The organism is Streptomyces sp. BI87, assembly GCF_025957665.1.
GTDB lineage: Bacteria > Actinomycetota > Actinomycetes > Streptomycetales > Streptomycetaceae > Streptomyces > Streptomyces albidoflavus.
This window is the reverse complement of the sequence record NZ_CP110079.1, coordinates 6356723-6378230: the sequence shown is the minus strand read 5'-3', so window position 1 is coordinate 6378230 and position 21508 is coordinate 6356723. Positions and strand designations below refer to the sequence as shown.

Genomic DNA, 21508 nt, shown 5'->3' with positions numbered 1-21508 from the left:
CGCGGCAGGCGGGGCGGGCGGGCAGGGGTGCGTGCGGTTCAGGGGGTGGTGACGGTGAGGGTGGTGTCGCCGTAGGCGTGCTGGGAACCGCGCACCTGGTAGGTGGCGGTGGCCCGGACCTCGCCGGCGGTGGTGCCGGCGGGGACGGTGACGGGGATCTTGACGTTGGCGCCCTGACCGGGCTTGAGCGCGGGCAGGGTGACGGCGGGGGCGCTCCAGCCCTGCGGGAGGGAGAGCGAGACGGTGCCGGCGGGGAGGTCCACGTCGTTCTGGCTGACGACGCGGACGGTGACGTCGGTGGTGGTCCCGGCGGGCAGGGCGGCGGGCGGGGTGACGGTGACCGGGGCGCAGACGCCGCCGAGCCAGCGCAGGTCGAAGGAGGAGTAGGTGATGTGCCGGTAGTCCGCGCGCTCCCAGGCCATGCCGACGCGGGGGTTGGCCCCGGTGCCGTCGCTGAGCGGGGTGAGGGTCGAGTAGCCGGCGGAGCCCGCCTCGGCGGTCCTGCGGACCGGCCAGGTCTCCCCGTTGTCGCAGGAGAGGCGGACGGTGAGGTTGCTGCGGCTGCCGGTGGTCGCCGTGTTGCTGAACAGCAGCCAGGAGGCGCGCGGGTGGGAGGCGGGGACGTCGGGCGCGAAGCGGGTGACGGAGCCGTTGTTGGCGGGGTCGGGGAGTTCGGTGTCCTGCTGGAAGGGGGTGTAGGTGACGCCGCCGTCGGTGGAGTAGGCCACCGTGCGGTAGGGCGCGGAGCGGTTGTTGAGCAGGACGCGGCCGTCGGACAGCTCCACGGTCTTGTTCTCGTCGCCGCCGGGTCCGACCGGTGTGCCCATCTTCCAGGTGGCGCCGTGGTCGTCGCTGTAGGCGCTGACGGCGTAGTTGGCGCCGTTGTTCCGGATGGCGTACTGCTGGATCAGGCGGCCCTTGTGGGTGCCGTGGCGCAGCTGGATGCCTTCGCCGGAGGCGGCGAACATGCCGGCCCAGGCGGGGTTCTTGATGTCGGCGGTGATCCGTTCGTGGCGCCAGGTGAGGCCGTCGTCGTCGGAGTAGCTGTAGTCGGCCTGGAGGACGTCGGGGTCGTTCTCGTCGTTGCCGGTGGCGGAGCCGAAGAAGCCCTGGTTCACGGAGGCCGCGTAGAAGACGAAGATCCGCCCGGTCTCCCGGTCGACCAGGAGGCTGGGGTCGCCGTACCCCTGGGGCGCGGGGTCCTTGCGGACGACCTGCTGGGGCTGCCAGGTGGCGCCGCCGTCGGTGCTGCGCCGCAGGACGATCCCGAGGTTGCCGGGCAGGTCGGCGAGGGTGGGGCGGGCGTCGTAGGCGGCGAGCAGGGTGCCCTTGGTGGTCCTGGTCAGGGCGGGGATGCGGTAGTGGGGCGAGCCGGTGCCGGCGGTGGCGATGTCCTGCGAGGTGAAGTCGGCGGTGGCGCCCTGGGCGGTGGGGACGGTGGCGGTGAGCAGAGCGAGGGTCGCGGGGAGTACGGCCAGGAGGGTGCGGCGCTGCATGGACGGACCTCTTCTCGGTGGGCGGATCAGGCGAGCTGGGCGTCGTACGGGGCGTCGGGAGCGCCGGCGGTTGCCGGGCCGGGAGCGGACAGCAGCTCCCGGACCCAGGTGAGTTGTGCGCGCCGGTGGTGGGCGCCGCCGCCCTCGTGTCCGTTGAACTCGTAGACACGCAGGTCCTTGGGGCCGCCGTACCGGTGGTAGGCGGCGAAGCAGGTGGAGGGCGGGCAGATCTCGTCCATCATGGCGATGGAGAAGAGGGCGGGGGCGGTGGCGCGGGAGGCGAGGAGGGCCGCGTCGACGTAGGAGAGGGTGTCGAGGACGGTCGCGGCGCGGTCGCGGTGCAGGCGGAGGTAGTCCGCCGCCTCGGTGTAGGGCGGCCGGTCCGCGATGCGCACGGCGCGCCGGATGTCGCACAGGAACGGGACGTCGGGCATGACGCCGGCGAGGCCGGGGACGAGCGCGGCCGTGGCGAGGGCTATGCCGCCGCCCTGGCTGACGCCGGTCACCACGACCTTGGCCGGGTCGACTGCGGGGTGGGCGCGGATCGCCTCCACGCAGCGCACGGCGTCGGTGAAGACCCGCCGGTAGTAGTGGTCCTGGGGGCTCTCGACGCCCCGGGTGAGGAAGCCGGGCACGCTGCCGGAGAGCGGGGCGGTGTCGGGGGTGTCCCCGGCGGCGGTGGACCAGCCCTGGCCGCGGGTGTCCATGAGGAAGTGGGCGTACCCGGCGGCCGCCCAGAGCAGTTGCTCGTGCGGCAGGCCGCGCCCGCGTCCGTAGCCGAGGAACTCCACCACGCAGCCGAGCGGTTCACGGGCGCCGGCGGGGAGGTGGAGCCAGCCCCGGACGGGTTCTCCGGCGAAGCCCGGGACGACGGCGTCGTAGGTGGTGACCTGGGTCAGTCCGGTGTCCACGGAGGTGAAGCGCGGGGGCGTGGGGTGGGCGGGCGCCGTGGCGAGGGTCCGCTGCCAGAAGGCGTCCAGGTCGCTGGGTTCGTCGAGGTCGGGGCGGAGCGCGAGGCAGTCGGCGAGGGTGAGGTCCGTGAGTGGCATGAGGGGCCCGGTGGGTGAGGCGGGCGCGTGACGCGCCGCTGCGAGCGGAGACGTGGGGAGGGAGCGGAAACCGGGGGCGAGCTGACTCCCACACCAGGAAGTCAGACGTCTGATGTCCTTGATTCCGGGACACTAGAGACCCGGACGCCGACCGTCAAGTGCCCCCACTCGCCCGGCCGTCCGGCACCGGCTTCCGACGGCCGCCCCACGACACGACGAAGGCACCCCTCGGGCGGAGGGGTGCCTTCGTCGTCCGTACGGACCGGTCAGCGGCGGGCGCGGGCCTCCGCGATCCGCTGCTTCACCGGCGCGTAGTGCTCGGTCAGGGCCGTCGCGAACTCGACCGGGTCGCGGTCGCGGACGGCGTCGACGATGCGCTGGTGGTTGGCGATGGTCGCCTCCTCGTGCTCGTGCGTGAAGACGTCGAGATGGGGGGCGACGATCACGTAGACGTCCCAGAACGCCATCGACAGCTGGCCGATGAGGTCGTTGCCGAGCGGGGCGACCAGCAGGGCGTGGAAAGCGCGGTCGGCCTCCACGAAGCCGTCACCCTTGCCGCCGCCGGCCTTGCGCATCTCCTCGACCAGCGCGGCCAGGCGGTCGATCTGCTCCTGGTCGGGGGCGGCGACGAGCTGCTCGGCCATGCCCCGCTCGAACAGCTCGCGCACCTCGACCAGGTCGGACATCACCTGGAAGTCGTCGTCGGGGCTGAGCAGTCCACGGAAGGTCAGGCTCTCCACGAGGGCGGAGAGGCTGAGCCTGCCGACGTAGGTGCCGTGACCGTGGCGCACCTCGACGATGTCGAGCGCGGCCAGGATCTTGATGGCCTCGCGCACGCTGGACCGGCTGGCTCCGAGCGCCTCGCACAGGGCGGGCTCGCTCGGCAGGGGGTCGCCGGGGCGCAGCTGGTTGCGCAGGATGTAGCCCTTGATGCCGTCCACGACCTCCTGCCGCAGCGACTGTCGTGCCGGTTTGGGCCCAGGCACCGTATGCCCCGCCGCCTCCTGTCCCACCGCCACCTCTTGACCCCTTTCATTCGGCAAGCTACGTTCCCCTGTTATTGAGCATCATACATCAGACGTCTGATGTGCCTGGTGGAGCGCTGACCGTCTCGCCTCCTCTCCGTTCGACCATCCCTCATCTTCCTTCTGGAGGACCCCTTGCCCTCGCGCAACGCAGTTGGCGTCGACCGCCGCACCTTCATGAGATACACCGGTGCCATCGGTGTGGCCACCGCGGTCACCGCCGGCCTCACGGCCTGCGGCGGTCCGGCCTCCAGCCAAGGGGCCTCCGGCGGGTCGGGCGCCGGCGGTGACACTATCGAAGCCGGTCTCTCGTACCCGCTCTCCACGGGCTTCGACCCGATGATCACCTCCGGCGCCACCCCGTACGCCGCCAACATGCACATCTTCGAGGGGCTGGTGGACCTCGACCCGGCCACGCTCGCCGCGCGGCCCGCGCTGGCCACCAAGATGCCCGAGAAGATCAACGCCACCACCTACCGGGCCACCCTCCGCAAGGGCGCGACCTTCCACGACGGTTCCCCGGTCCGCGCCGAGGACGTGGTCTTCAGCTTCGAACGCGTGCTGGACCCGGAGAACGCCTCCCTGATGGCGCAGTTCGTGCCCTTCATCGACCAGGTCACCGCCGTCGACGCCTCGACGGTCGAGTTCAAGCTCAAGCACCCCTTCGCCCTCTTCCCCTCGCGCATATCGGTGGTGCGGGTGGTGCCGGAGAAGATCGCGGGCGCCGACCAGAAGGGCTTCGACGCCGCGCCCGTAGGCTCGGGCCCTTACCGCTTCGTCCAGGCGGTCCGCGAGGACAAGATCGTCATGGAGGCGTACGACCGGTACAACGGGCCGCACCCCGCCAAGGCCAAGAAGATGGTGTGGCGGCTGATGTCCGACCCGTCCGCCCGGGTCAGCGCCCTGGAGTCCGGGCGGGTCCAGGCCATCGAGGACGTCCCCTACATCGACGTCAAGGGGATCACCGGCGAGAACACGGTGGAGTCGGTCCAGTCCTTCGGGCTGCTCTTCCTCATGTTCAACTGCGCGGACGAGCGCTTCGCGGACAAGCGGGTGCGCCAGGCCCTGCACTACGCCCTCGACACCGAGAAGATCATTTCGACCGCGCTGCTGGGCAACGCCGAGGCCGCCAGCGGCTACGTACCACCCACCCACCCCGACTACCACAAGGCCGCCACCGTCTACCGGCACGACGTGGCCAAGGCGAAGAAGCTCCTCGCCGAGGCGGGCGCCGGGAAGCTCTCCTTCACCCTGCTGGTCACCGACACCGGCTGGGTCAAGGACATCGCCCCGCTGCTCAAGGAGAGCTGGGCGGAGGCCGGCATCGAGGCCCGTCTCGACATCGCCCAGTCCCCCGCCCAGTACGCCAAGGTCGACAAGGGCTCCTTCGAGGTGCTGGCCGCCCCGGGCGACCCCTCCGTCTTCGGCAACGACGCGGATCTGCTGCTGCGCTGGTTCTACTACGGGTTCTGGCCGGAGAAGCGGTACGGGTGGGCCGGCTCGCCCGTCTACAAGAAGACCAGGTCACTCCTGGACCGCGCGGCCCGGGAGGCGGACGCCGGCCGGCGCAAGGAGCTGTGGGGCGAGGTGACCGACCTGGTCGCCGAGGAGGCCGCCCTCTACCCGGTCCTCCACCGCAAGCTGCCCACCGCCTGGCACTCCGGCGCGCTCAACGGGTTCAAGCCGCTGCCCACCACCGGGCTCTCCTTCGTCGGCGTCGGCCGCGCCTGAGCCCCACCGCCCCGGCCCGTCGGCCGCCGCCGCCTCACCACGGCGGCGGCCCTCGCCCCAATCCCTAGGAAACCCAGGATGGTTGCTTTCCTCCGGCTCGCGCTGCGCCGCGTCGCGATCATGCCGGTGATGGTCCTCGGCATCACACTGCTGGTCTTCGTCGTCCTCCAGTTCTCGCCGGCCGACCCCGCGTACAACGCGCTCGGCGACTCCGCCAGCCCCGCCGCCCGCGCCGCCTTCGCGGAGGCGCACGGTCTCAACGACCCCCTGTTCGTGAGGTACTTCGCCTTCCTCGGCGATCTGCTGCGGGGCGACCTCGGGGTCACCGTCCCGCCGAGCCAGCCGGTCGCCGACCGCATCGCCACCGCGTTCCCGCTGACCCTCCAGCTCACCCTGCTCGGCCTCGCGCTCGCCGTAGCCCTGGCGCTGACCGCGGGCGTCCTCAGCGCCGTGTACCGGGACCGCTGGCCTGACCAGGTCTTCCGCGTCCTGTCGATGGCCGGGGTGGCGCTGCCCTCCTTCTGGCTCGGCGTGCTGCTCATCCAGCAGTTCGCCCTCGCCATGGGCCTCTTTCCGACCGGCGGCTACGTCAACCCGGCGGACTCCTTCCCCGGCTGGCTGGAGAGCATGACCCTCCCGGCGGTCGCCCTGGCGCTCCCGGTCGCCGCCTCACTGGCCCGGCTGGTGCGCACCTCGATGGTCTCCGAACTCGACCGGGACTACGTGCGCACCGCACGCGGCAGCGGCCTGCCGCCCTTCCTGATCATCCGGTCGGTGCTGCGCAACGCCCTGGTCACGCCGTTGACCGTGCTCGGCGTCAAGGTCGGCTACATGCTCAGCGGCGCCGTCGTCATCGAGGCCATCTTCGACCTGCCCGGCATGGGCAAGCTGATCCTCGAAGGGGTCACCGGGGGCGACGTGGGGCTCGTGCAGGGCACGGTGCTCACCATCGCGGTCGCCTTCCTCGTCGTCAACGTCGTCGTCGACCTGCTCTACCTGCTCGTCAACCCGCGCATCAGGACGGTGTGATGTTCGCCCCCACTTCCCTCGGAAAGCGGCTGGCGCGGCCCGGCGTCCGCCTGCGCCGCCTGCCCGTGCCCTCCCGCGTCGCCCTCGGCGTACTCGTGGTGGTCGTGCTGGGCGCGGTCCTCGCCCCGCTCCTCACCCAGGACCCGCTCGCCACCGGCGTCCCCGCCCAGCCGCCCGGCGCCGACCACTGGTTCGGCACCGACCGGGCCGGCCGCGACGTCTTCGCCCGGGTGGTGCACGGCGCCCGGTACTCCCTCGTCATCGGCCTCGGCGCGACGCTGCTCGCGCTGGTCCTCGGCTCGCTGCTCGGCGCGCTGGCCGCGACCTCGCGCAAGCTCGCCGACGAGGGCGTCATGCGCACCCTCGACATCGTCATGTCGTTCCCGCCGATCGCGCTGGCCGCCGTACTGGTCGCCGTCTTCGGCCCCAGCGTGCCGGTCATCATCTTCACCATCGCCTTCGTCTACACGCCCTCGCTGGCCCGCGTCGTCCGGGCCAACGTGCTGGAGCAGTACGGCGAGGACTACGTGGCCGCCGAGCAGGTCATCGGCGCCCGGCGCGGCCACATCGTGGCCCGGCACGTCGCCGTCAACTGCGCCGCCCCCGTCCTGGTGTTCGCCACCGTGATGGTCGCCGACTCCATCATCTTCGAGGCGAGCCTCTCCTTCATCGGCGCCGGCGTGCAGGACCCCGACCCCAGCTGGGGCAGCGTCCTGGCGTACGGCCGGCAACTGCTGCTCTCGGGCGGCTGGTGGGCCACGCTCTTCCCCGGCCTCTGCCTGCTCCTGACGGTGCTCGCGCTGAACGTCCTCTCCGAGGGCATGACCGACGCCGCCGCCTCCCCGGACAGGTCCCGCACCGGCGGCGACGACACCGGGCAGGAGCCGGCCGCCGCCGCTCCCGCCGCCGACGCCACCGAGGTCGACGCCGCCCTGTCGGCGCTCGCCACCCGCCTGGCCGCCACCGAACCGGCCGTCAAGCCGCTCCCCGAGGACGCCCCCGCGCTCCTCACCGTACGTAACCTCACCATCCGCTTCCCGGACCGGTACGGCGACACCCGCGTCGTGGACGGCATCGACTTCACCGTCCGCGAGGGCGAGACGCTGGGCCTGGTCGGCGAGTCGGGGTGCGGCAAGTCGGTCACCAGCCTCGCCGTCATGGGCCTGCTGGCCCGCAACGCGCAGGTCGAGGGGGAGATCCTCTACCGGGGCCGCGACCTCCTGACGCTGACCGCCAAGGAGCGGCGCGCCCTGATGGGGCCGGAGATCGCGATGGTCTACCAGGACGCCATGTCCTCGCTCAACCCGTCCGTCCTCATCGGCACCCAGCTGAAGCGGCTCACCTCTCGGGGCGGCACCCGCACCCCCGCCGAACTGCTGGAACTGGTCGGCCTCTCCCCCGACCGCACCCTGCGCAGCTACCCGCACGAGCTCTCCGGCGGCCAGCGCCAGCGCGTCCTGATCGCCATGGCCCTCTCCCGCAGCCCGCGCCTGCTCATCGCGGACGAGCCGACCACCGCGCTCGACGTCACCGTGCAGGCCCAGGTGGTCGAGCTGCTGGTCCGGCTCCGGGACGAACTGGGCTTCGCGATGGTCCTCGTCTCCCACGACCTGGCCCTGGTCGGCGACCTCGCCCACCGCGTCGCGGTGATGTACGCCGGTCAGGTCGCCGAGGCCGGCGGCACCCGCTCCCTGCTGACCGACCCCGCCCACCACTACAGCCGGGGCCTGCTCGGCTCGGTCGTCTCGCTGGAGTCCGGCGCCGAGCGGCTGCACCAGATCCGCGGCGTGGTACCCGCGCCCAGGGCGTTCGGGCCCGGCTGCCGCTTCGCCTCGCGCTGCGCCGCCGCCACCGAACTGTGCGCCACCACCCCGCCCGTCCCGGCCACCCGGGCGGGGGCACGGGACCACCACGTCGCCTGCCACCACCCGGCGACCGCCCATCCGCAGACCGAGCGACTGGAGAACGCCCGATGACCGCACCGCAGGACCCCGCGAACGCTCCCCTGGTCCGCCTGGACGGTGTCCACGTACGCCACCGGGCGCGCGGCGGTGGCCTGTTCCGCCGGGACGCGGTGCACGCGCTGACCGATGTCTCCCTGGAGATCCGGCGGGGCGAGATCCTCGGCCTGGTCGGCGAGTCGGGGTGCGGCAAGTCGACCCTGGCGCGGGTCGTCACCGGCCTCCAGCGGCCGACCGAGGGCACGGTCTCCTTCCAGGGCACGGACCTGTGGAGCATGAGCCCGGCCGGGCGGCGCGAACGGTTCGGCCCGGCCGTCGGCGTGGTCTTCCAGGACCCCTCCACGGCGCTCAACCCGCGCCTCTCTGTCCGCCGTATCGTCCGCGACCCGCTGGACGTGCACCGGCAGGGCACCCCGGAGCAGCGCGAGGCGCGAGTCAGGGAACTCCTCGACCTCGTGGGCCTGCCGGGCCACACGCTGGAGGCGCTGCCCGGGCAGCTCTCCGGCGGCCAGCGCCAGCGGGTGGCCATCGCCCGCGCCCTGGCGCTGGACCCGGAACTGATCGTCGCCGACGAACCCACCAGCGCCCTGGACGTGTCGGTACGCGCCCAGATCCTCAACCTCCTGGTGGACCTGCGCGCCCGCCTCGGCCTGGCCATGGTCTTCATCTCCCACGACGTCCAGACCGTCCGCTACCTCGCCGACCGCATCGCCGTGCTCTACCTGGGCCGCGTCGTCGAGGAGGGAGCCGCCTCCCAGGTCTCCGGCGATTCCCGCCACCCGTACACGGAAGCCCTGCTCTCCGCCACCCCGAGCCTGCTGGAGCGGCCCGAACGGATCGTGCTGCACGGACCGGTACCGTCCGCGACCAACCCGCCCTCGGGCTGCCCGTTCCGGACGCGGTGCTGGAAGGCGGACGACACCTGCGCCACCGCCTTCCCGGCCGCCACCGAGGACGCGTGGGGACACCGGTGGCACTGCGTCCACCCGCAGCCGGCCACCGCGACGGCGACTTCGGCCGTGTCCTGACAGACGTCGCCTCCCCCCACCGGCCGACCGGGTCGGGGGGGAGGTGACTCCCCGACACCCCCCTCGTCGCCCTGGGCGACGAGGCGCCGAGCAGGCGGGCCTGCTCACACGTGTACCGCTACCGCCGTAGGCTCGACCCTCACTTCCGCACGCCTCACACGGGCCGGTCCGCCGGGACGCTGGTGCCCGCAGGGCGGGGTGAGTGCCAGACGCGCTCGACGGCATCGCCTGTCAGGACGGCCTCCGGAGTCCCGGCCGCGACCAGCCGCCCTTCCTGGAGCAGCAGGACGCACTTTGCCTGCCTCGCCGCGTCGAGGTCGTGGGTCGCCTGCACGACGGTGGCCCCCTCCGCGACGGCCTCGGCGAGCACGTCGGTGATCAACTGTCGTGCGGCCAGGTCGAGCCCGGTGGTCGGCTCGTCCAGCAGCAGCAACTCCGCCTCTTGGGCGAGCCCTTGGGCGACCAGGGCACGCTGGCGCTGTCCGCCGGAGAGTTCACCCAGCTGCCGTCCGGCGAGGTCGGCGATGCCGAGGCGCTCCATGCTCGTCTCCACCACCTGACGGTCGGCGCGGGAGAGCCTGCGCCACGGGCCGCGCCGCGCCCACCTGCCCATCGCCACCGCGTCGCGCACCGTGAGCGGCAGCACGTCGGCCACCCTGCTCCGCTGGACGACGAAGGCCGGGCGCCCGTCGGTGCGGTGCGCCACCTCGCCCGCCGCCACCGGGATCACCCCGGCGATCACGCCGAGCAGCGTCGATTTGCCCGAGCCGTTGGGGCCGACCAGCGCGGTCGTCGCGAACGCCGGTACGCGCGCGCTCAGTCGGCGCAGCACGGGCCGTCCCGCGTAACCGGCCGAGACCTCGTCGAGTGCCACCTGCCACCGCATCCGCAGGGCCTCCCTCTCGTTGATTGTGATGATAATCGTTTTCATTGTAGGGTCCCGCTCCATGGAATGGTTGACGGCCCCCTTCGAGGTGGCCTTCGTGCAACGGGCCTTGTGGGGCGGGGTGCTCGTCTCGCTGGTCTGCGCCCTGGCCGGCACCTGGGTGGTGCTGCGCGGCATGGCGTTCTTCGGGGACGCGATGTCGCACGGGCTGCTGCCCGGCATCGCGCTCGCCTCGCTGGCAGGCGGCAGTCTGGTGGTCGGCGCCTGCGTCAGTGCCGCGGTGATGACCCTGGGTGTCCACGCGCTGCGGCGCTCACCGCGGCTCTCCCAGGACACCGGGATCGGCGTGCTCTTCGTCGGCATGCTGTCGCTGGGCGTGATCATCGTCTCGCGGTCGCAGTCGTTCGCCGTCGACCTGACGGGGTTCCTCTTCGGGGACGTGCTCGCGGTACGGCCGCAGGACCTGGCCTACCTCGGGGTGGCGCTGGGCGTCGCCCTGGCCGTCTCCGTGCTCGGGTACCGGCCCTTCGTCGCCCTCGCCTTCGACGAACGCAAGGCGGCCACGCTGGGGATGCGGCCTCGCCTGGCCCACGCGGTCCTGCTCGGCCTGCTCGCGCTGGCCGTGGTGGCCTCGTTCCACATCGTGGGGACCCTGCTCGTCTTCGGGCTGCTCATCGCGCCGCCGGCCGCCGTCCTGCCCTGGGCGCGCGGGATACCGGTGATCATGGCCGGCGCCGCCTGCCTGGGCGCGCTCGCCACCTTCCTGGGCCTCCTCCTCTCCTGGCACCTGCACACCGCCGCGGGGGCGACGATCGCGGCCACCGCGGTCCTCCAGTTCCTCGTCTCCGTCCTGGCCTCCGGCGCCCTGGCCCGGTGGCGCGGACGGACCGCCCACCGGCTCGACGCCCCCGACCCGCACACGGAATACGGACATCCGGCATGACACGTACCAAGACCAGAACCACCGCGGCCCTCTGCGCCGCGCTCGTCGGCTCGGCCCTGCTCGCGGGGTGCGGGAGCGGCGGTGACGAGCGGCCCGACGCGGCGCCGAGCAGCTCCGGCGTCCCGCACGGCTACGTCGAAGGGGCCGAGGAGCAGGCCGAGCAGCAGTCCCGGCTGGTGCTGGCCGACGCCGGCAGCGGCGCGGTCCACGTCCTCGACCTGATCACCGGCGAGGTCACGAAGCTGAAGCGCGGCGCGAAGGCGCGGGCGCTCCACACCGACGGCCGCTTCGCCTACCTGGACACCCCGGACGGCACCCGCGTCCTCGACAGCGGCTCCTGGACGGTGGACCACGGGGACCACGTCCACTACTACCGGGCCGACATCCGCGAGGTAGGGACGATCGAGGGCACGGCGCCCGAGCACGTCCACGCCGATCAGGCGCTCACCGCCTTCTCCCCGGCCGAGGGCACCACCCGGCTGTTCGACCGCGAGAAGCTCGAAGGCGGCTCGGTCGGCCGCGCCCGCACCCTGGACAGCGCCGCAACGGGGCCCGTCGTCCCGTACGCGGAGCATCTGGTGACGGCGGGAGCCGGGGCGGACCGGGACCGGGTGCGGGTGCTCGACCGCGAGGGCGCCGAGGTCGCCTCGCTCGACGAGCCGTGCGCGGAGGTGCGCGGCGAGGCGGTCACGCGCCGGGGCGTCGTCCTCGGCTGCGCGGACGGCGCGCTCCTCGTGCGCGAGGAGAAGGGGAAGTTCAGCGCCGAGAAGATCGCCTACGAGGGTGAGGTGGACGCCCGGGACCGCGCGACCGGCTTCCGTCACCGGGCCGGCAGTGCCACGCTCGTCAGCCCGTCCGGTGAGGATGCCGTCTGGGTGCTCGATGTCACCGACCGCTCCTGGACCCGGATCGAGACCGGCCCGCTCGCCGCCGCCAACACGGCCGGCGAGGGTGCCGACCTGCTGGCCCTGGGCAAGGACGGGGCCCTCACCGCCTGGGACATCGACTCCGGGAAGCAGACCGCCCGCAAGAAGCTGCTGGCCGGGCGGGCGACGGGCTCCGCCACGATCGAGGTCGACACCGGCCGCGCCTACGTCAACGACCCCGGGGCGCGAAAGGTCTACGAGATCGACTACAACGACCGCCTCCGGCTGGCCCGCGCCTTCCCGCTCTCCCTCACTCCGACGCACATGGTGGAGACCGGCCGATGACCGCCACCCGCCGGGCCGGAAACGTGTCCCCGCTCCTCGTCCTTCCCCTTCTCCTCTGCCTGCTCGCCGCGGTGACCGGCTGCACCGCACAGCAGCAGCACCGGCCGAGCGTGGTCGTCACCACCAACATCCTCGGCGACCTCACCCGCAACGTCGTCGGGGACGAGGCGGAGGTGACGGTGCTGATGCAGCCCGGCGCCGACCCGCACTCCTTCGGCGTCTCGGCGCCCCAGGCCGCCGCCATGGAACAGGCCGACCTCCTCGTCCACAACGGCCTGGGGCTGGAGGAGAACGTCCTGCGCCATGTGGAGGCCGCCCGCGACTCCGGCGTACCCACGCTGGCGGTCGGGGAGTCGGTCGACCCGATGACCTACACAGGGGGCGAGTCGGCCGGCCAACCCGACCCGCACTTCTGGACCGACCCGGTGCGCGTCCGCGAGGCCGTACGTCTCCTCAGCGACCGCGTCGTCCGGCACGTGGAGGGCGTCGACGCCGCCGCGGTGGAGAAGAACGCCGAACGGTACGGCGAGGAGCTGGACGGGTTGCACGACGCGATGCGGGACGCCTTCGGCTCCGTACCCGCTGATCGGCGCCGCCTCGTGACCAACCACCACGTCTTCGGGTACCTGGCGGACCGTTACGGATTCCGGGTCGTCGGCGCCGTCATCCCGAGCGGGACGACGCTCGCCTCCCCCAGCGCCTCGGACCTCGACTCGCTCGCCACAGCCGTCAAGAAGGCCGGGGTTCGGGCGATCTTCGCCGACTCCTCCCAGCCGGACCGCCTGGCGCAGGTGCTGAAGCGCGAGAGCGGGATCGACGTGGACGTGGTGCCGCTCTTCTCCGAATCCCTGACACCGAAGGGCCAGGGCGCCGCCACCTACCTGCAGATGATGCGCGCCAACACCGAGGCGATCACCGAGGGCCTGACCTCCCGCTGAACTCGCCGTCGCCGCACACGGCGACGGCTCCCTGAAAGGAACCGAGGAAGACCATGAAGAACGCAGTACGCCCCCGGGCGGCCGCCGCTGCCGCCGCGCTGCTCGCCGCCTCCGCCCTGCTCACCGCGTGCGGCGGCGACACCACTCAGCCCGCGGCCGACAAGGCGCGGGACACGGCGGACGCCTCGGCCGAGCCGGTCAAGGACCCGGTCGTGGCCACCTACGACGGCGGCCTGTACGTCCTGGACGGCGCCACGCTCAAGGTCGCCGAGGACATACCCCTCAAGGGGTTCAACCGCGTCAACCCGGCCGGCGACGACCGCCACGTGATGGTCTCCACGTCCACCGGCTTCCGCGTGATGGACGCGGTGGGCGGGAAGCTGACCGACGTCGAGTTCGAGGGCAGCAAGCCCGGCCACGTCGTCCGGCACGCGGGGAAGACCATCCTCTTCTCCGACGGCACCGGCGAGGTCACGATCTTCGACCCGGCCCAGCTCGGCGACGGGAAGCCGAAGAGCGAGACGTACAGCTCCGACGCGCCGCACCACGGCGTCGCGATCCAGCTGGCCGACGGCGAACTGGTGACGACCCTCGGTACGGAGGAGAAGCGCACCGGCATCAAGGTCCTGGACAAGGACCGTAAGGAGATCACGCGCAACGAGAAGTGCCCGGAGGTGCACGGGGAGGCCGCCGCGAAGGACGAGACGGTCGTCGTCGGCTGTGAGGACGGCGTCCTCGTCTACCGGGACGGCGCCATCAAGAAGGTCGAGAGCCCCACCGAGTACGGCAGGATCGGCAACCAGGCCGGCTCCCCCGAGTCGGCGGTCGTCCTCGGCGACTACAAGCAGGACCCCGACGCCGAGCTGGAGCGCCCCGAGAAGATCTCCCTGATCGACACGGAGAGCGGCACGATGCGCCTGGTCGACCTGGGGACCAGCTACACCTTCCGCTCGCTGGCCCGCGGCCCGCACGGGGAGGCCCTCGTTCTCGGGACGGACGGCGCGATCCACGTCGTCGACCCCGAAACCGGCAAGGTCGAGCGGAAGATCTCCGTGCTCGACGCGTGGCAGGAGCCGCTGGACTGGCAGCAGCCCCGCCCGGCCCTCTTCGTCCGCGACCACACGGCGTACGTCTCGGACCCGGCCCGGAAGAAGCTGGTGGCCGTCGACATCGAGAGCGGGAAGAAGCTGGCCTCCACCGAACTGGAGCAGGCCCCCAACGAGGTGAGCGGCGTCGACGCGCACTGACGCGCCGGCCCCGGCTACCGTCCGACCCGCGCGACCGCGCCCGTCTCCAGGGCCGTCCAGAGCGCACCGTCCGGGCCCACGGCGATGCCGTGCGGCTCGGACGACGGCGTCGGCAGGCCGTACTCGGTGATCTCACCGCCGGCGGTGACGCGGCCGACGCGGTTGGCGCCCCATTCGGTGAACCAGCACTCCCCCGCCGTGGCCGCGACGATGGCGTGCGGCCTGGCGGCGGGGTCCGGCAGCGGGAACTCCTGGATCGCGCCGTCCAACGAGATCCTGCCGATCCGGCCCGCCGCGATCTCGACGAACCAGAGCGCGGTGCCGTCACCGGTGATGCCTACAGGGGCGGCGCCGGGGGTGGGCAGGGGGTAGGTCGTGACGTCCCCGGAGGTGGTGATGCGGCCGACGGCGTTGGCCTGGTTGAGGGTGAACCACAGGGCGCCGTCGGGCCCGGCGGTGATCGCGGAGGGAAGGGCGGCCGGGCCACCGGCGCCGGGGAGACGGTACTCGGTCACCTCCCCCTCCACGGTGACGCGCCCGATGCGGTCGGTCTGCATCTGCGTGAACCACAACGCGCCGTCGGGCCCCGCCGTGATGCCGAACGGGCCGCTGTCCGGCGTCGGTACGGGGAAGGAGCTGGTCTCCCCGTCGACGGTGACGCGGCCGATCCGGTGGTCACCGTAGCGGGTGAACCAGAGGGCGCCGTCGGGTCCGGGAGTGATCACCGTGGGGCGGCACCCGGACGAGTCCAGCGGGTAGGTGGTGAGGCCGCCGTCGAGGGTGAACCGGGCGATGCGGCCGCTGCGCACGAAGGTGAGCCAGAGCGCGCCGTCGGGTCCGGTGGTGATGCCGTAGGGCCCGTCCTGCCCTTCCGCCACGGCGATCTCGGTGACTGCCGGGCTGTCGGCTGGCTGCACAGTGACTCCTCATCACGGGGGTACGACTTCGTGGGTAGGACCTCCACCCTGCCCGGCCCTGCTCTCCGCAGAACCTTGGGGGGCCGTCAGCCGACGAGGTGGACGAGGAACAGGAGGAGGACGAGCGCCCCGAGCGCGGCCGCCGCGAGCTGTGCGGTGCGCTTGCACGAGGGCAGCACCAGGACGTGCGGCCCGCCGGACGGCACGGGAAGCACGAAGTAGAGCCGGTGCGGGTGCTCAGCGACGACGACCCGGGCGATCCGCGTGGTCCGCACGGTGACGGTCCGGGCGATCTCACCGTCGTTGCCCCGGAGCAACTCCTTCAGGTCCGGGGCGAACTCCTGGTGGAGGCGGGCGGGCAGGGGCTCGTCGTCGGACAGGCGGACTGGGGTCCATTCCCCGTGTTCCCGGGCCTGTTGCCGCGCCAAGTACGGGACTCCGGACTTCGGCAGCCGGACCGGGGTGACGGTGGGTCTCCTCGTGATGATGCCTTCCTGCCACTCCACGGTCGTGCCGGTGCCCGCGCAGCGGCGGTGCTCCACCGTGCCGTCTCCGGCGCAGTCGGGGCAGGGCCGGGTCTCGGCGCCCTGGCAGACGGGGCACCGGAGGCGGCCACGCCCGTGGCATCCGGGGCAGGCGGCGCGCCGGGCACCGCACTCCCGGCACTGCACCCGGTCGCCGTCCTCCCGCTCGGCCGTTCCGGCGGCGGGGCTGCCGGTTCCGTCGCAGCGCAGGCAGCTCTCGACGCCCCCGCACGCGTCGCATGGGCGGAACGGCTCGCAGGGGATGCCTCCCGCGCCCCTGCAACGTGGGCACGCGACCTGACCGTTGCCGCATTCGCAGGTACGGTGGTCCGCCGAGCCCTTCCGCACCAGCCTCCAGGTGCGCTCGCGCCCCGGGTCTCCGGGCGGCGGCAGAGGGTGAAGGCCGATCGTCGTCTCGTATTCCGGCCGGCCGGAGAGATCGAGGGGCCCTGCGTGAAGGCGCCTCTCCTCCCGGCGGTCCTCGACGCACCGCACGATCTCTCCCTCCAGCAGCGGATGCCAGGTGAGGTCCGCATCGCCCGGGGCCGCCACCGCCGAGGTCTCACCGCGCCTCTCGATCTCCTCCCGTACGGCCCGGAGCACGTCGTCGTCGCTCAGCATCCCGCTCCCCCAGCGCTTCCCGCGCGGCCGCGCGCCTCCGACAGGTGAACAGGACCGTACGCGCACGCCGGCGGCTCCGCGGCCGATTCCGGGGAAGGGCCACCGGAACGTGCGCGTCCGGGCGTCAGCCCACCAGCTCCGGCGCCCGCAGCAGCTCCGGCGGGACGCCCCAGGCGTCGACCAGATCGAGGGCAAGGGGGCGGATCTTGCGGCAGAGGTCGTTCACCTCGCGGGTGATGGCCTTGGAGCGCTGGCCGGTGAGGCGCCCGTGTTCCATGAACCAGGCGCGGTCCCCCTCGATCACGGACAGGGCGAACAGGTCACAGAGCAGCCCCAGCGCGACCTTCTCGCCGCCCTCGGGCAGTTCGCGCACCTTCGCCACGAACGCCTCCAGCACCAGCCGCTCGACATGGGCGTGGGCGAGGGCGATGACGTGGTCCTGCACCTGGGAGAAGACGGCGCCCGGATCGCGCTTCTGGTCGACGCCGCGCTTGAGGCGCCGGGCCACACCGGCGAGCATGTGCTCCTCGCGGTAGCGGACCATGGCGAGCTGGTACTCGGAGTCGAGCAGCCCGGCCTCCTGGTCCCACGCGTCACCGCCGGGGAGCAGGTCGCGGACGCGTTCCAGCAGCTTGTGGGCGGAGGTCTTCTCCAGGAGCGTCTCGACGGCGAGGCCGGTGACGTGCCGGACCGTGCCGAGCTGGTCCAGGTCCTCGAACTCGCTGGCGTAGTCGGTGAGCAGGCCCTTGGCGACGAGTTGCAGCAGGACGTGGTTGTCGCCCTCGAAGGTGGTGAAGATGTCGCTGTCGCTCTTGAGGGCGGCGAAGCGGTTGACGCTGAGGTACCCGGCGCCGCCGCACGCCTCGCGGCACTCCTGGATCGTGCGGGTGGCGTGCCAGGTGGTGAGCGCCTTGGTGCCCGCGGCCCGCGCCTCCAGCTCGCGCCGCGCCTGGGCGTCGGTCTCGATGCCGGAGAAGACCTCGTGGAGCCGGGTGCGGACGACGTCCTGCGCGAAGTGCAGCGCGTACGTCCGGGCGATGAGCGGCAGCAGCCGGCGCTGGTGCAGGCCGTAGTCGAGGAGGAGCTGCTCCTGTTCGCCGGGGGCCGGCTCGAACTGGCGGCGTCTGGTCGCGTACCGGGTGGCGACGGTCAGGGCGACCTTGGCGGCGTTGACGGCGGCGCCGCCGACGCTGACCCGGCCCTGGACCAGGGTGCCGAGCATGGTGAAGAAGCGGCGGTTGGGGTTGTCGATCGGGCTCTCGTAGACGCCTTCGGGGGTGACGTCGGCGAAGCGGTTGAGCAGGGCCTCGCGCGGGACGCGGACGCCGTCGAAGTGGAGGCGGCCGTTGTCGACGCCGTTGAGCCCCATCTTGCGGCCGTCGTCCTCGATGCGGACGCCGGGCGCCGGCTCGCCCCCGGCCCGGATGGGCACCACGAAGGCGTGCACCCCCTCGGAGGCGCCGTCGACCTCCAGCTGGGCGAAGACCACGGCCACCTCACCGTGGCGGGCCGCGTTGCCGATGTAGTCCTTACGGGCCTGCTCGTCGGGGGTGGTGAGGACGAACTCCTGGCTCTGGGCGTCGTACCGCGCGACGGTGCCGAGTCTCTGGACGTTGGAGCCGTGCCCGGTCTCCGTCATCGCGAAGCAGCCCATCAGCTTCCCGGTGATCAGGTCGGGGAGGTAGGCGTCGTGGTGGCGTTCGGTGCCCAGTTGCAGGATCGCCCCGCCGAAGAGCCCGAACTGCACGCCGACCTTCACCAGCACCGAGAGGTCGCCGAAGGCCAGGGTCTCGAAGGCGGCGATCGACGCCCCGACGTCCCCTCCCCCGCCGTACTCGCGCGGGAACCCCATGCCGGTCTGGCCCGTCGCCGCCATCTCGACCACCAGCTCGCGCACCCGCTCGCGGTAGGCGTCCAGGCTCAGCTCGTCGGCCTCGTCGAGAATCGAGGCGTACGTCTTCAGGTTGCTGCGGACGAGCTCGCGGATCTCGGCGTACTCGCCGTCGAGCAGGGCCGCGAGGGCGGGGACGTCGATCTCGGGCTGCGTGTACCCGCTCGCCTCGGTGGACGCTTCGTCGGTGACCATGACACTCCGCTACCCCGCGCGGCCCCGGTCAAGCGAGGCTGATCGGGCGACCCGGTGCCGGGTTGCCCTGGCGGGAGAAGGTGGACCTGGACCTCGCCGAAATCCTGACCGGCGCTGGTCAGCACCTTCTCCACCACCGTGAGCCGCCGGACGGGCACGTCCAGTTGCGCTTCGTCGCACCAGTCGTGCCTTGCCTGCCCTTAGCCGGTACGCGGCCCGGAACGCCTCCGCCTCCCCGTTCCCGTGGTCCGTCCGTCGTCGGCTGCCCCTCCTCGGCCCCGCTCCCGGCGCTACCTGGCGGCCCATACGGCCCGGAGCCGCCTTTCGCCCGAGTATGCCGAGGAGGGGCCGTGGCGAGTGGGGCCAGGCAGCGGACCGCGGAAGCTCTGACGGAGACCGGCAGGGACGACCGGGAGACGGCGCTGCTGGTCCTGGAACTGGCGGTGGGCTGGGCCGCCGGCGCACTGGGCGACGGCGCGCCGGGCGCCGGGGACGACGGGCGCCGGGGACGACGGGGCCGAGGCCCTGGTGGTGCTGTCGGCCCTGGACGACGCGCTGACCGAGGTTCCCGCGCTCGCCGCGGCGCTGCCCGTACTGCTGGAGTCGGCGCGGGCGGGCGGGCAGCTGCGCCGGAGCGCCCGGGAGCTGACGGCCGAACTCGCCGCGCTGGCGCAGCGGGTGGCGGCCGAGCGCGCGCGGTTGGACGGGGCGAGGCCGGGTTCCGCCACGCGGGCGGGGAGCGCGAATGCCGAGGAGATACGCGCCTCTTCGGGCACGGAAGCCCTGCGGGGCGGGTCGATGAGGAGCGCGCGGATGCCGGCGCGGGTGGCCTCGAAGCGATGGGCGTGCGGCAGCTGTTCGACACGGGCGTCACCTCCTTCGAGGCCGCATGGCGCAAACCCCACCCGGTGGTCTACCGGGCCGCTTTGCGGGAACTTGGCGCCGACGTGCCCGGCAGCAGTTCGGCGTCCTGGGTGTTGCTCACGACAGCGAGCCGGTAGTCGGCGGCCGGCCCGGTCAACAGCTCCCCGACGCCCGGCCGGTGGCGCACACCCTCGTTCCACTCGGCCAGGTAGCTCCGCACCGGCAGGCCGGTCTCGGCGCGGTCGAATGCGCGCCACAGCACACCTCCCGCAGAAAGGCGGTCCCGAGGTCGGTCATCGGGTACTCGCGGTCGTCGACGGCGCTGAGCCGGCCGAAGTGCGCCGTCGTCCGGGACCCCGGGGTACCGCACCCCGGACGCCGGCCCGGTTGCGGCCAGGAGACGACCGGACGCCCGGCCGGTCCGCCGACGCACCGCGCCGCCTACCCCGCCACTCCGCCGATACGTGATTATCTCTCCTTTTGCCAGGACAGGGACCGGCCAGGGCGTCGCGGGCACGGCGGAAGAGCAGGGCGGCGCAGTCGGGCCGGCGACAGGAGGAAGCGGACGGGTGACGCGGGAATCGCCGGACGAAGCCGGCGGCGGGTCGGCCGAGGTGCCGTACATGTCGCTGCTCAATCTGCCGCTCAGTTCCGATCTGGACCGGATCGGCGAGCAGATGCACGCCCTGGCCCAGGCTCAGCTCCGGTTGCAGGGTCTGCTGGAAGCCGTGCTCAGCATCACCGGCGAGCTGGAACTGCCCGCCGTGCTGCGGCGCATCGTGCGGACGGCGATGGATCTGTCCGGTGCCCGGTACGGGGCGCTGGGGGTACTCGACGAGGAGGGCGAGTTCCTCGCCGAGTTCATCCCGCTGGGGCTCGGCTCGCAGGAGCTGGCGAACCTGTCCGGGGTGGAGCTGCCGCGCGGCCGGGGCCTCCTCGGCCACCTCATCCACCATCCCGACGAGCCGCTGCGGGTCGCCGAGATGGCAGCCCATCCGGAGTACGTCGGCTTCCCCTCCGGCCACCCGCCGATGCGCTCGCTCCTCGGCGTCGCGATCTCGGTCCGGGACCGGGTCTACGGCAACATCTACCTCTGCGACCGGGAGGACGGCCTCCCCTTCGACAGCCATGACGAGGGCGTGATCCTGGCGCTGGCCGGCACGGCGGGGGTCGCGATCGAGAACGCGCGGCTGTACCAGCAGGAACGCACCAGCGCCGAGCAGTTCCAGCGGCTGCTGCTGCCGCGCCTGCTGGACGTGAGGCCCTTCGAGGCGCGCACCATCTACCGTCCGGCCGCCTCGCCGGGCCATCTGGGTGGCGACTGGTACGACGCGGTCAAGCTGCCCGACGGCTCCTGCACCGCCATCATCGGCGACGTCGTCGGCCACGACCTGAACGCCGCGGCGGTCATGTCCCAGATCCGCGGCATGCTCAGGGCCCTGTCCTTCGGCGAGGCCACGGCACCGGCCCACGCCCTCGCCGAGCTAGACCGGATCGCCCACATGACGGACGAGCGGTTCTTCACCACCGCCTGTGTGGCGCGCATCGAACCCGACGGGCGGGGGAGCTGGACGCTCCGCTGGTCCAACGCGGGCCATCCGCCGCCCCTGCTCGTCCTCCCGGACGCCACCACGCGCTACCTGGACGCCGAGCCGGGGCTGCCGCTCGGCGTCGACCTGACCGCCCCGCGCCCCGACCACACCCGCACACTGCCTGGCGGAAGCACCCTCGTCTTCTACACCGACGGGCTGGTGGAACGCCGCGACGAACCCCTCGACCAGGGCCTGGCGGCACTGGCCGCGACCGCCGCCCGCCATGCCGAGGGCTCCCTCGACGAGCTCCGCGAGGCCCTCGTCGCCGACCAGCCGGGCGACGGCCACGACGACATGGCGGTCCTCATCGTCCGCACGCCGGATTCACTCCACGCTTGAAGCGAACCGGGTCGCGGTCCG

The 21508-nt window shown here is 72.8% G+C and carries 17 protein-coding genes; 9 read left to right on the top strand and 8 right to left on the bottom strand.

Annotated features, from left to right (window positions below; all coding sequences use genetic code 11):
* Positions 1-38: 38 nt before the first annotated feature.
* The 3 genes from OIM89_RS28605 to OIM89_RS28595 all read right to left on the bottom strand — a co-directional run bounded on the left by OIM89_RS28605 (position 39) and on the right by OIM89_RS28595 (position 3564).
* Positions 39-1496 (bottom strand): exo-alpha-sialidase, encoded by a 1458-nt coding sequence (locus OIM89_RS28605; RefSeq protein WP_226964942.1) that lies wholly within the window; start codon positions 1494-1496, stop codon positions 39-41.
* A gap of 26 nt (positions 1497-1522) precedes the next feature.
* The gene (locus OIM89_RS28600; RefSeq protein WP_264491724.1) at positions 1523-2545 is read right to left on the bottom strand and encodes an acetylxylan esterase; all 1023 of its coding nucleotides are present in this window, start codon (positions 2543-2545) and stop codon (positions 1523-1525) included.
* A gap of 266 nt (positions 2546-2811) precedes the next feature.
* Complete coding sequence (locus tag OIM89_RS28595; protein ID WP_372587994.1) at positions 2812-3564, bottom strand: FadR/GntR family transcriptional regulator; 753 nt, start codon at positions 3562-3564, stop codon at positions 2812-2814.
* A 183-nt stretch (positions 3565-3747) separates the two neighbouring features.
* Between OIM89_RS28595 and OIM89_RS28590 the strand changes: the two genes are divergently transcribed.
* The 4 genes from OIM89_RS28590 to OIM89_RS28575 all read left to right on the top strand — a co-directional run bounded on the left by OIM89_RS28590 (position 3748) and on the right by OIM89_RS28575 (position 9319).
* Positions 3748-5301 (top strand): ABC transporter substrate-binding protein, encoded by a 1554-nt coding sequence (locus OIM89_RS28590; protein WP_264491723.1) that lies wholly within the window; start codon positions 3748-3750, stop codon positions 5299-5301.
* A gap of 78 nt (positions 5302-5379) precedes the next feature.
* Positions 5380-6330 (top strand): ABC transporter permease, encoded by a 951-nt coding sequence (locus tag OIM89_RS28585; protein WP_047467572.1) that lies wholly within the window; start codon positions 5380-5382, stop codon positions 6328-6330.
* Positions 6330-8306: a dipeptide/oligopeptide/nickel ABC transporter permease/ATP-binding protein gene (locus OIM89_RS28580; RefSeq protein WP_264491722.1), complete on the top strand. Its 1977-nt coding sequence runs from the start codon at positions 6330-6332 to the stop codon at positions 8304-8306. Before OIM89_RS28585 ends, OIM89_RS28580 begins: the two co-directional genes overlap by 1 nt.
* A gap of 29 nt (positions 8307-8335) precedes the next feature.
* A complete protein-coding gene (locus OIM89_RS28575) occupies positions 8336-9319 on the top strand; it encodes an ABC transporter ATP-binding protein (RefSeq protein ID WP_217467709.1) in 984 nt (327 codons plus the stop codon).
* 154 nt (positions 9320-9473) lie between these two features.
* On the opposite strand, the gene aztA is transcribed toward OIM89_RS28575, so the two are convergent.
* Positions 9474-10205 carry a zinc ABC transporter ATP-binding protein AztA gene (aztA, locus tag OIM89_RS28570; RefSeq protein WP_030697382.1) on the bottom strand — a complete coding sequence of 244 codons (732 nt, stop codon included), beginning with the start codon at positions 10203-10205 and terminating at the stop codon, positions 9474-9476.
* Between the two features lie 61 nt (positions 10206-10266).
* On the opposite strand from aztA, the gene aztB reads away from it, so the two are divergent.
* The 4 genes from aztB to aztD are packed head-to-tail and all read left to right on the top strand — an operon-like array spanning position 10267 to position 14544.
* Positions 10267-11148: a zinc ABC transporter permease AztB gene (aztB, locus tag OIM89_RS28565; protein ID WP_030697381.1), complete on the top strand. Its 882-nt coding sequence runs from the start codon at positions 10267-10269 to the stop codon at positions 11146-11148.
* The gene (locus tag OIM89_RS28560; protein ID WP_030697380.1) at positions 11145-12359 is read left to right on the top strand and encodes a hypothetical protein; all 1215 of its coding nucleotides are present in this window, start codon (positions 11145-11147) and stop codon (positions 12357-12359) included. Before aztB ends, OIM89_RS28560 begins: the two co-directional genes overlap by 4 nt.
* Complete coding sequence (gene aztC, locus OIM89_RS28555; protein WP_151170247.1) at positions 12356-13297, top strand: zinc ABC transporter substrate-binding protein AztC; 942 nt, start codon at positions 12356-12358, stop codon at positions 13295-13297. Before OIM89_RS28560 ends, aztC begins: the two co-directional genes overlap by 4 nt.
* A 53-nt stretch (positions 13298-13350) precedes the next feature.
* Positions 13351-14544, top strand: coding sequence for a zinc metallochaperone AztD (gene aztD, locus OIM89_RS28550; protein WP_047467580.1), 1194 nt, complete (start codon positions 13351-13353; stop codon positions 14542-14544).
* Positions 14545-14558: 14 nt separating this feature from the next.
* On the opposite strand, the gene OIM89_RS28545 is transcribed toward aztD, so the two are convergent.
* From OIM89_RS28545 to OIM89_RS28530, 4 genes are all read right to left on the bottom strand, one after another.
* Positions 14559-15461: a virginiamycin B lyase gene (locus tag OIM89_RS28545; RefSeq protein WP_226964947.1), complete on the bottom strand. Its 903-nt coding sequence runs from the start codon at positions 15459-15461 to the stop codon at positions 14559-14561.
* Positions 15462-15547: 86 nt separating this feature from the next.
* On the bottom strand, positions 15548-16003 hold the full coding sequence (locus OIM89_RS28540; protein ID WP_151170245.1) for a hypothetical protein: 456 nt from the start codon (positions 16001-16003) through the stop codon (positions 15548-15550).
* 727 nt (positions 16004-16730) lie between these two features.
* Positions 16731-18692, bottom strand: coding sequence for an acyl-CoA dehydrogenase (locus OIM89_RS28535; protein WP_226964948.1), 1962 nt, complete (start codon positions 18690-18692; stop codon positions 16731-16733).
* Between the two features lie 913 nt (positions 18693-19605).
* Positions 19606-19818 carry a hypothetical protein gene (locus OIM89_RS28530; RefSeq protein WP_175458667.1) on the bottom strand — a complete coding sequence of 71 codons (213 nt, stop codon included), beginning with the start codon at positions 19816-19818 and terminating at the stop codon, positions 19606-19608.
* Between the two features lie 307 nt (positions 19819-20125).
* Here OIM89_RS28530 and OIM89_RS28525 point away from each other — a divergent pair, with 307 nt between their 5' ends.
* Positions 20126-21487 carry a PP2C family protein-serine/threonine phosphatase gene (locus OIM89_RS28525; protein ID WP_195731339.1) on the top strand — a complete coding sequence of 454 codons (1362 nt, stop codon included), beginning with the start codon at positions 20126-20128 and terminating at the stop codon, positions 21485-21487.
* Positions 21488-21508 lie beyond the last annotated feature (21 nt).

What these genes read in the sequence shown, in the direction of transcription:
- OIM89_RS28590 (WP_264491723.1), top strand. Translation starts at nt 3,748, where the DNA reads ATGAGATACACCGGTGCCATCGGTGTGGCCACCGCGGTCACCGCCGGC.
- OIM89_RS28560 (WP_030697380.1), top strand. Translation starts at nt 11,145, where the DNA reads ATGACACGTACCAAGACCAGAACCACCGCGGCCCTCTGCGCCGCGCTC.
- aztB (WP_030697381.1), top strand. Translation starts at nt 10,267, where the DNA reads ATGGAATGGTTGACGGCCCCCTTCGAGGTGGCCTTCGTGCAACGGGCC.
- OIM89_RS28605 (WP_226964942.1), bottom strand. Translation starts at nt 1,496, where the DNA reads ATGCAGCGCCGCACCCTCCTGGCCGTACTCCCCGCGACCCTCGCTCTG.
- OIM89_RS28600 (WP_264491724.1), bottom strand. Translation starts at nt 2,545, where the DNA reads ATGCCACTCACGGACCTCACCCTCGCCGACTGCCTCGCGCTCCGCCCC.
- aztD (WP_047467580.1), top strand. Translation starts at nt 13,351, where the DNA reads ATGAAGAACGCAGTACGCCCCCGGGCGGCCGCCGCTGCCGCCGCGCTG.
- aztC (WP_151170247.1), top strand. Translation starts at nt 12,356, where the DNA reads ATGACCGCCACCCGCCGGGCCGGAAACGTGTCCCCGCTCCTCGTCCTT.
- OIM89_RS28580 (WP_264491722.1), top strand. Translation starts at nt 6,330, where the DNA reads ATGTTCGCCCCCACTTCCCTCGGAAAGCGGCTGGCGCGGCCCGGCGTC.
- OIM89_RS28535 (WP_226964948.1), bottom strand. Translation starts at nt 18,692, where the DNA reads ATGGTCACCGACGAAGCGTCCACCGAGGCGAGCGGGTACACGCAGCCC.
- aztA (WP_030697382.1), bottom strand. Translation starts at nt 10,205, where the DNA reads ATGCGGTGGCAGGTGGCACTCGACGAGGTCTCGGCCGGTTACGCGGGA.
- OIM89_RS28585 (WP_047467572.1), top strand. Translation starts at nt 5,380, where the DNA reads ATGGTTGCTTTCCTCCGGCTCGCGCTGCGCCGCGTCGCGATCATGCCG.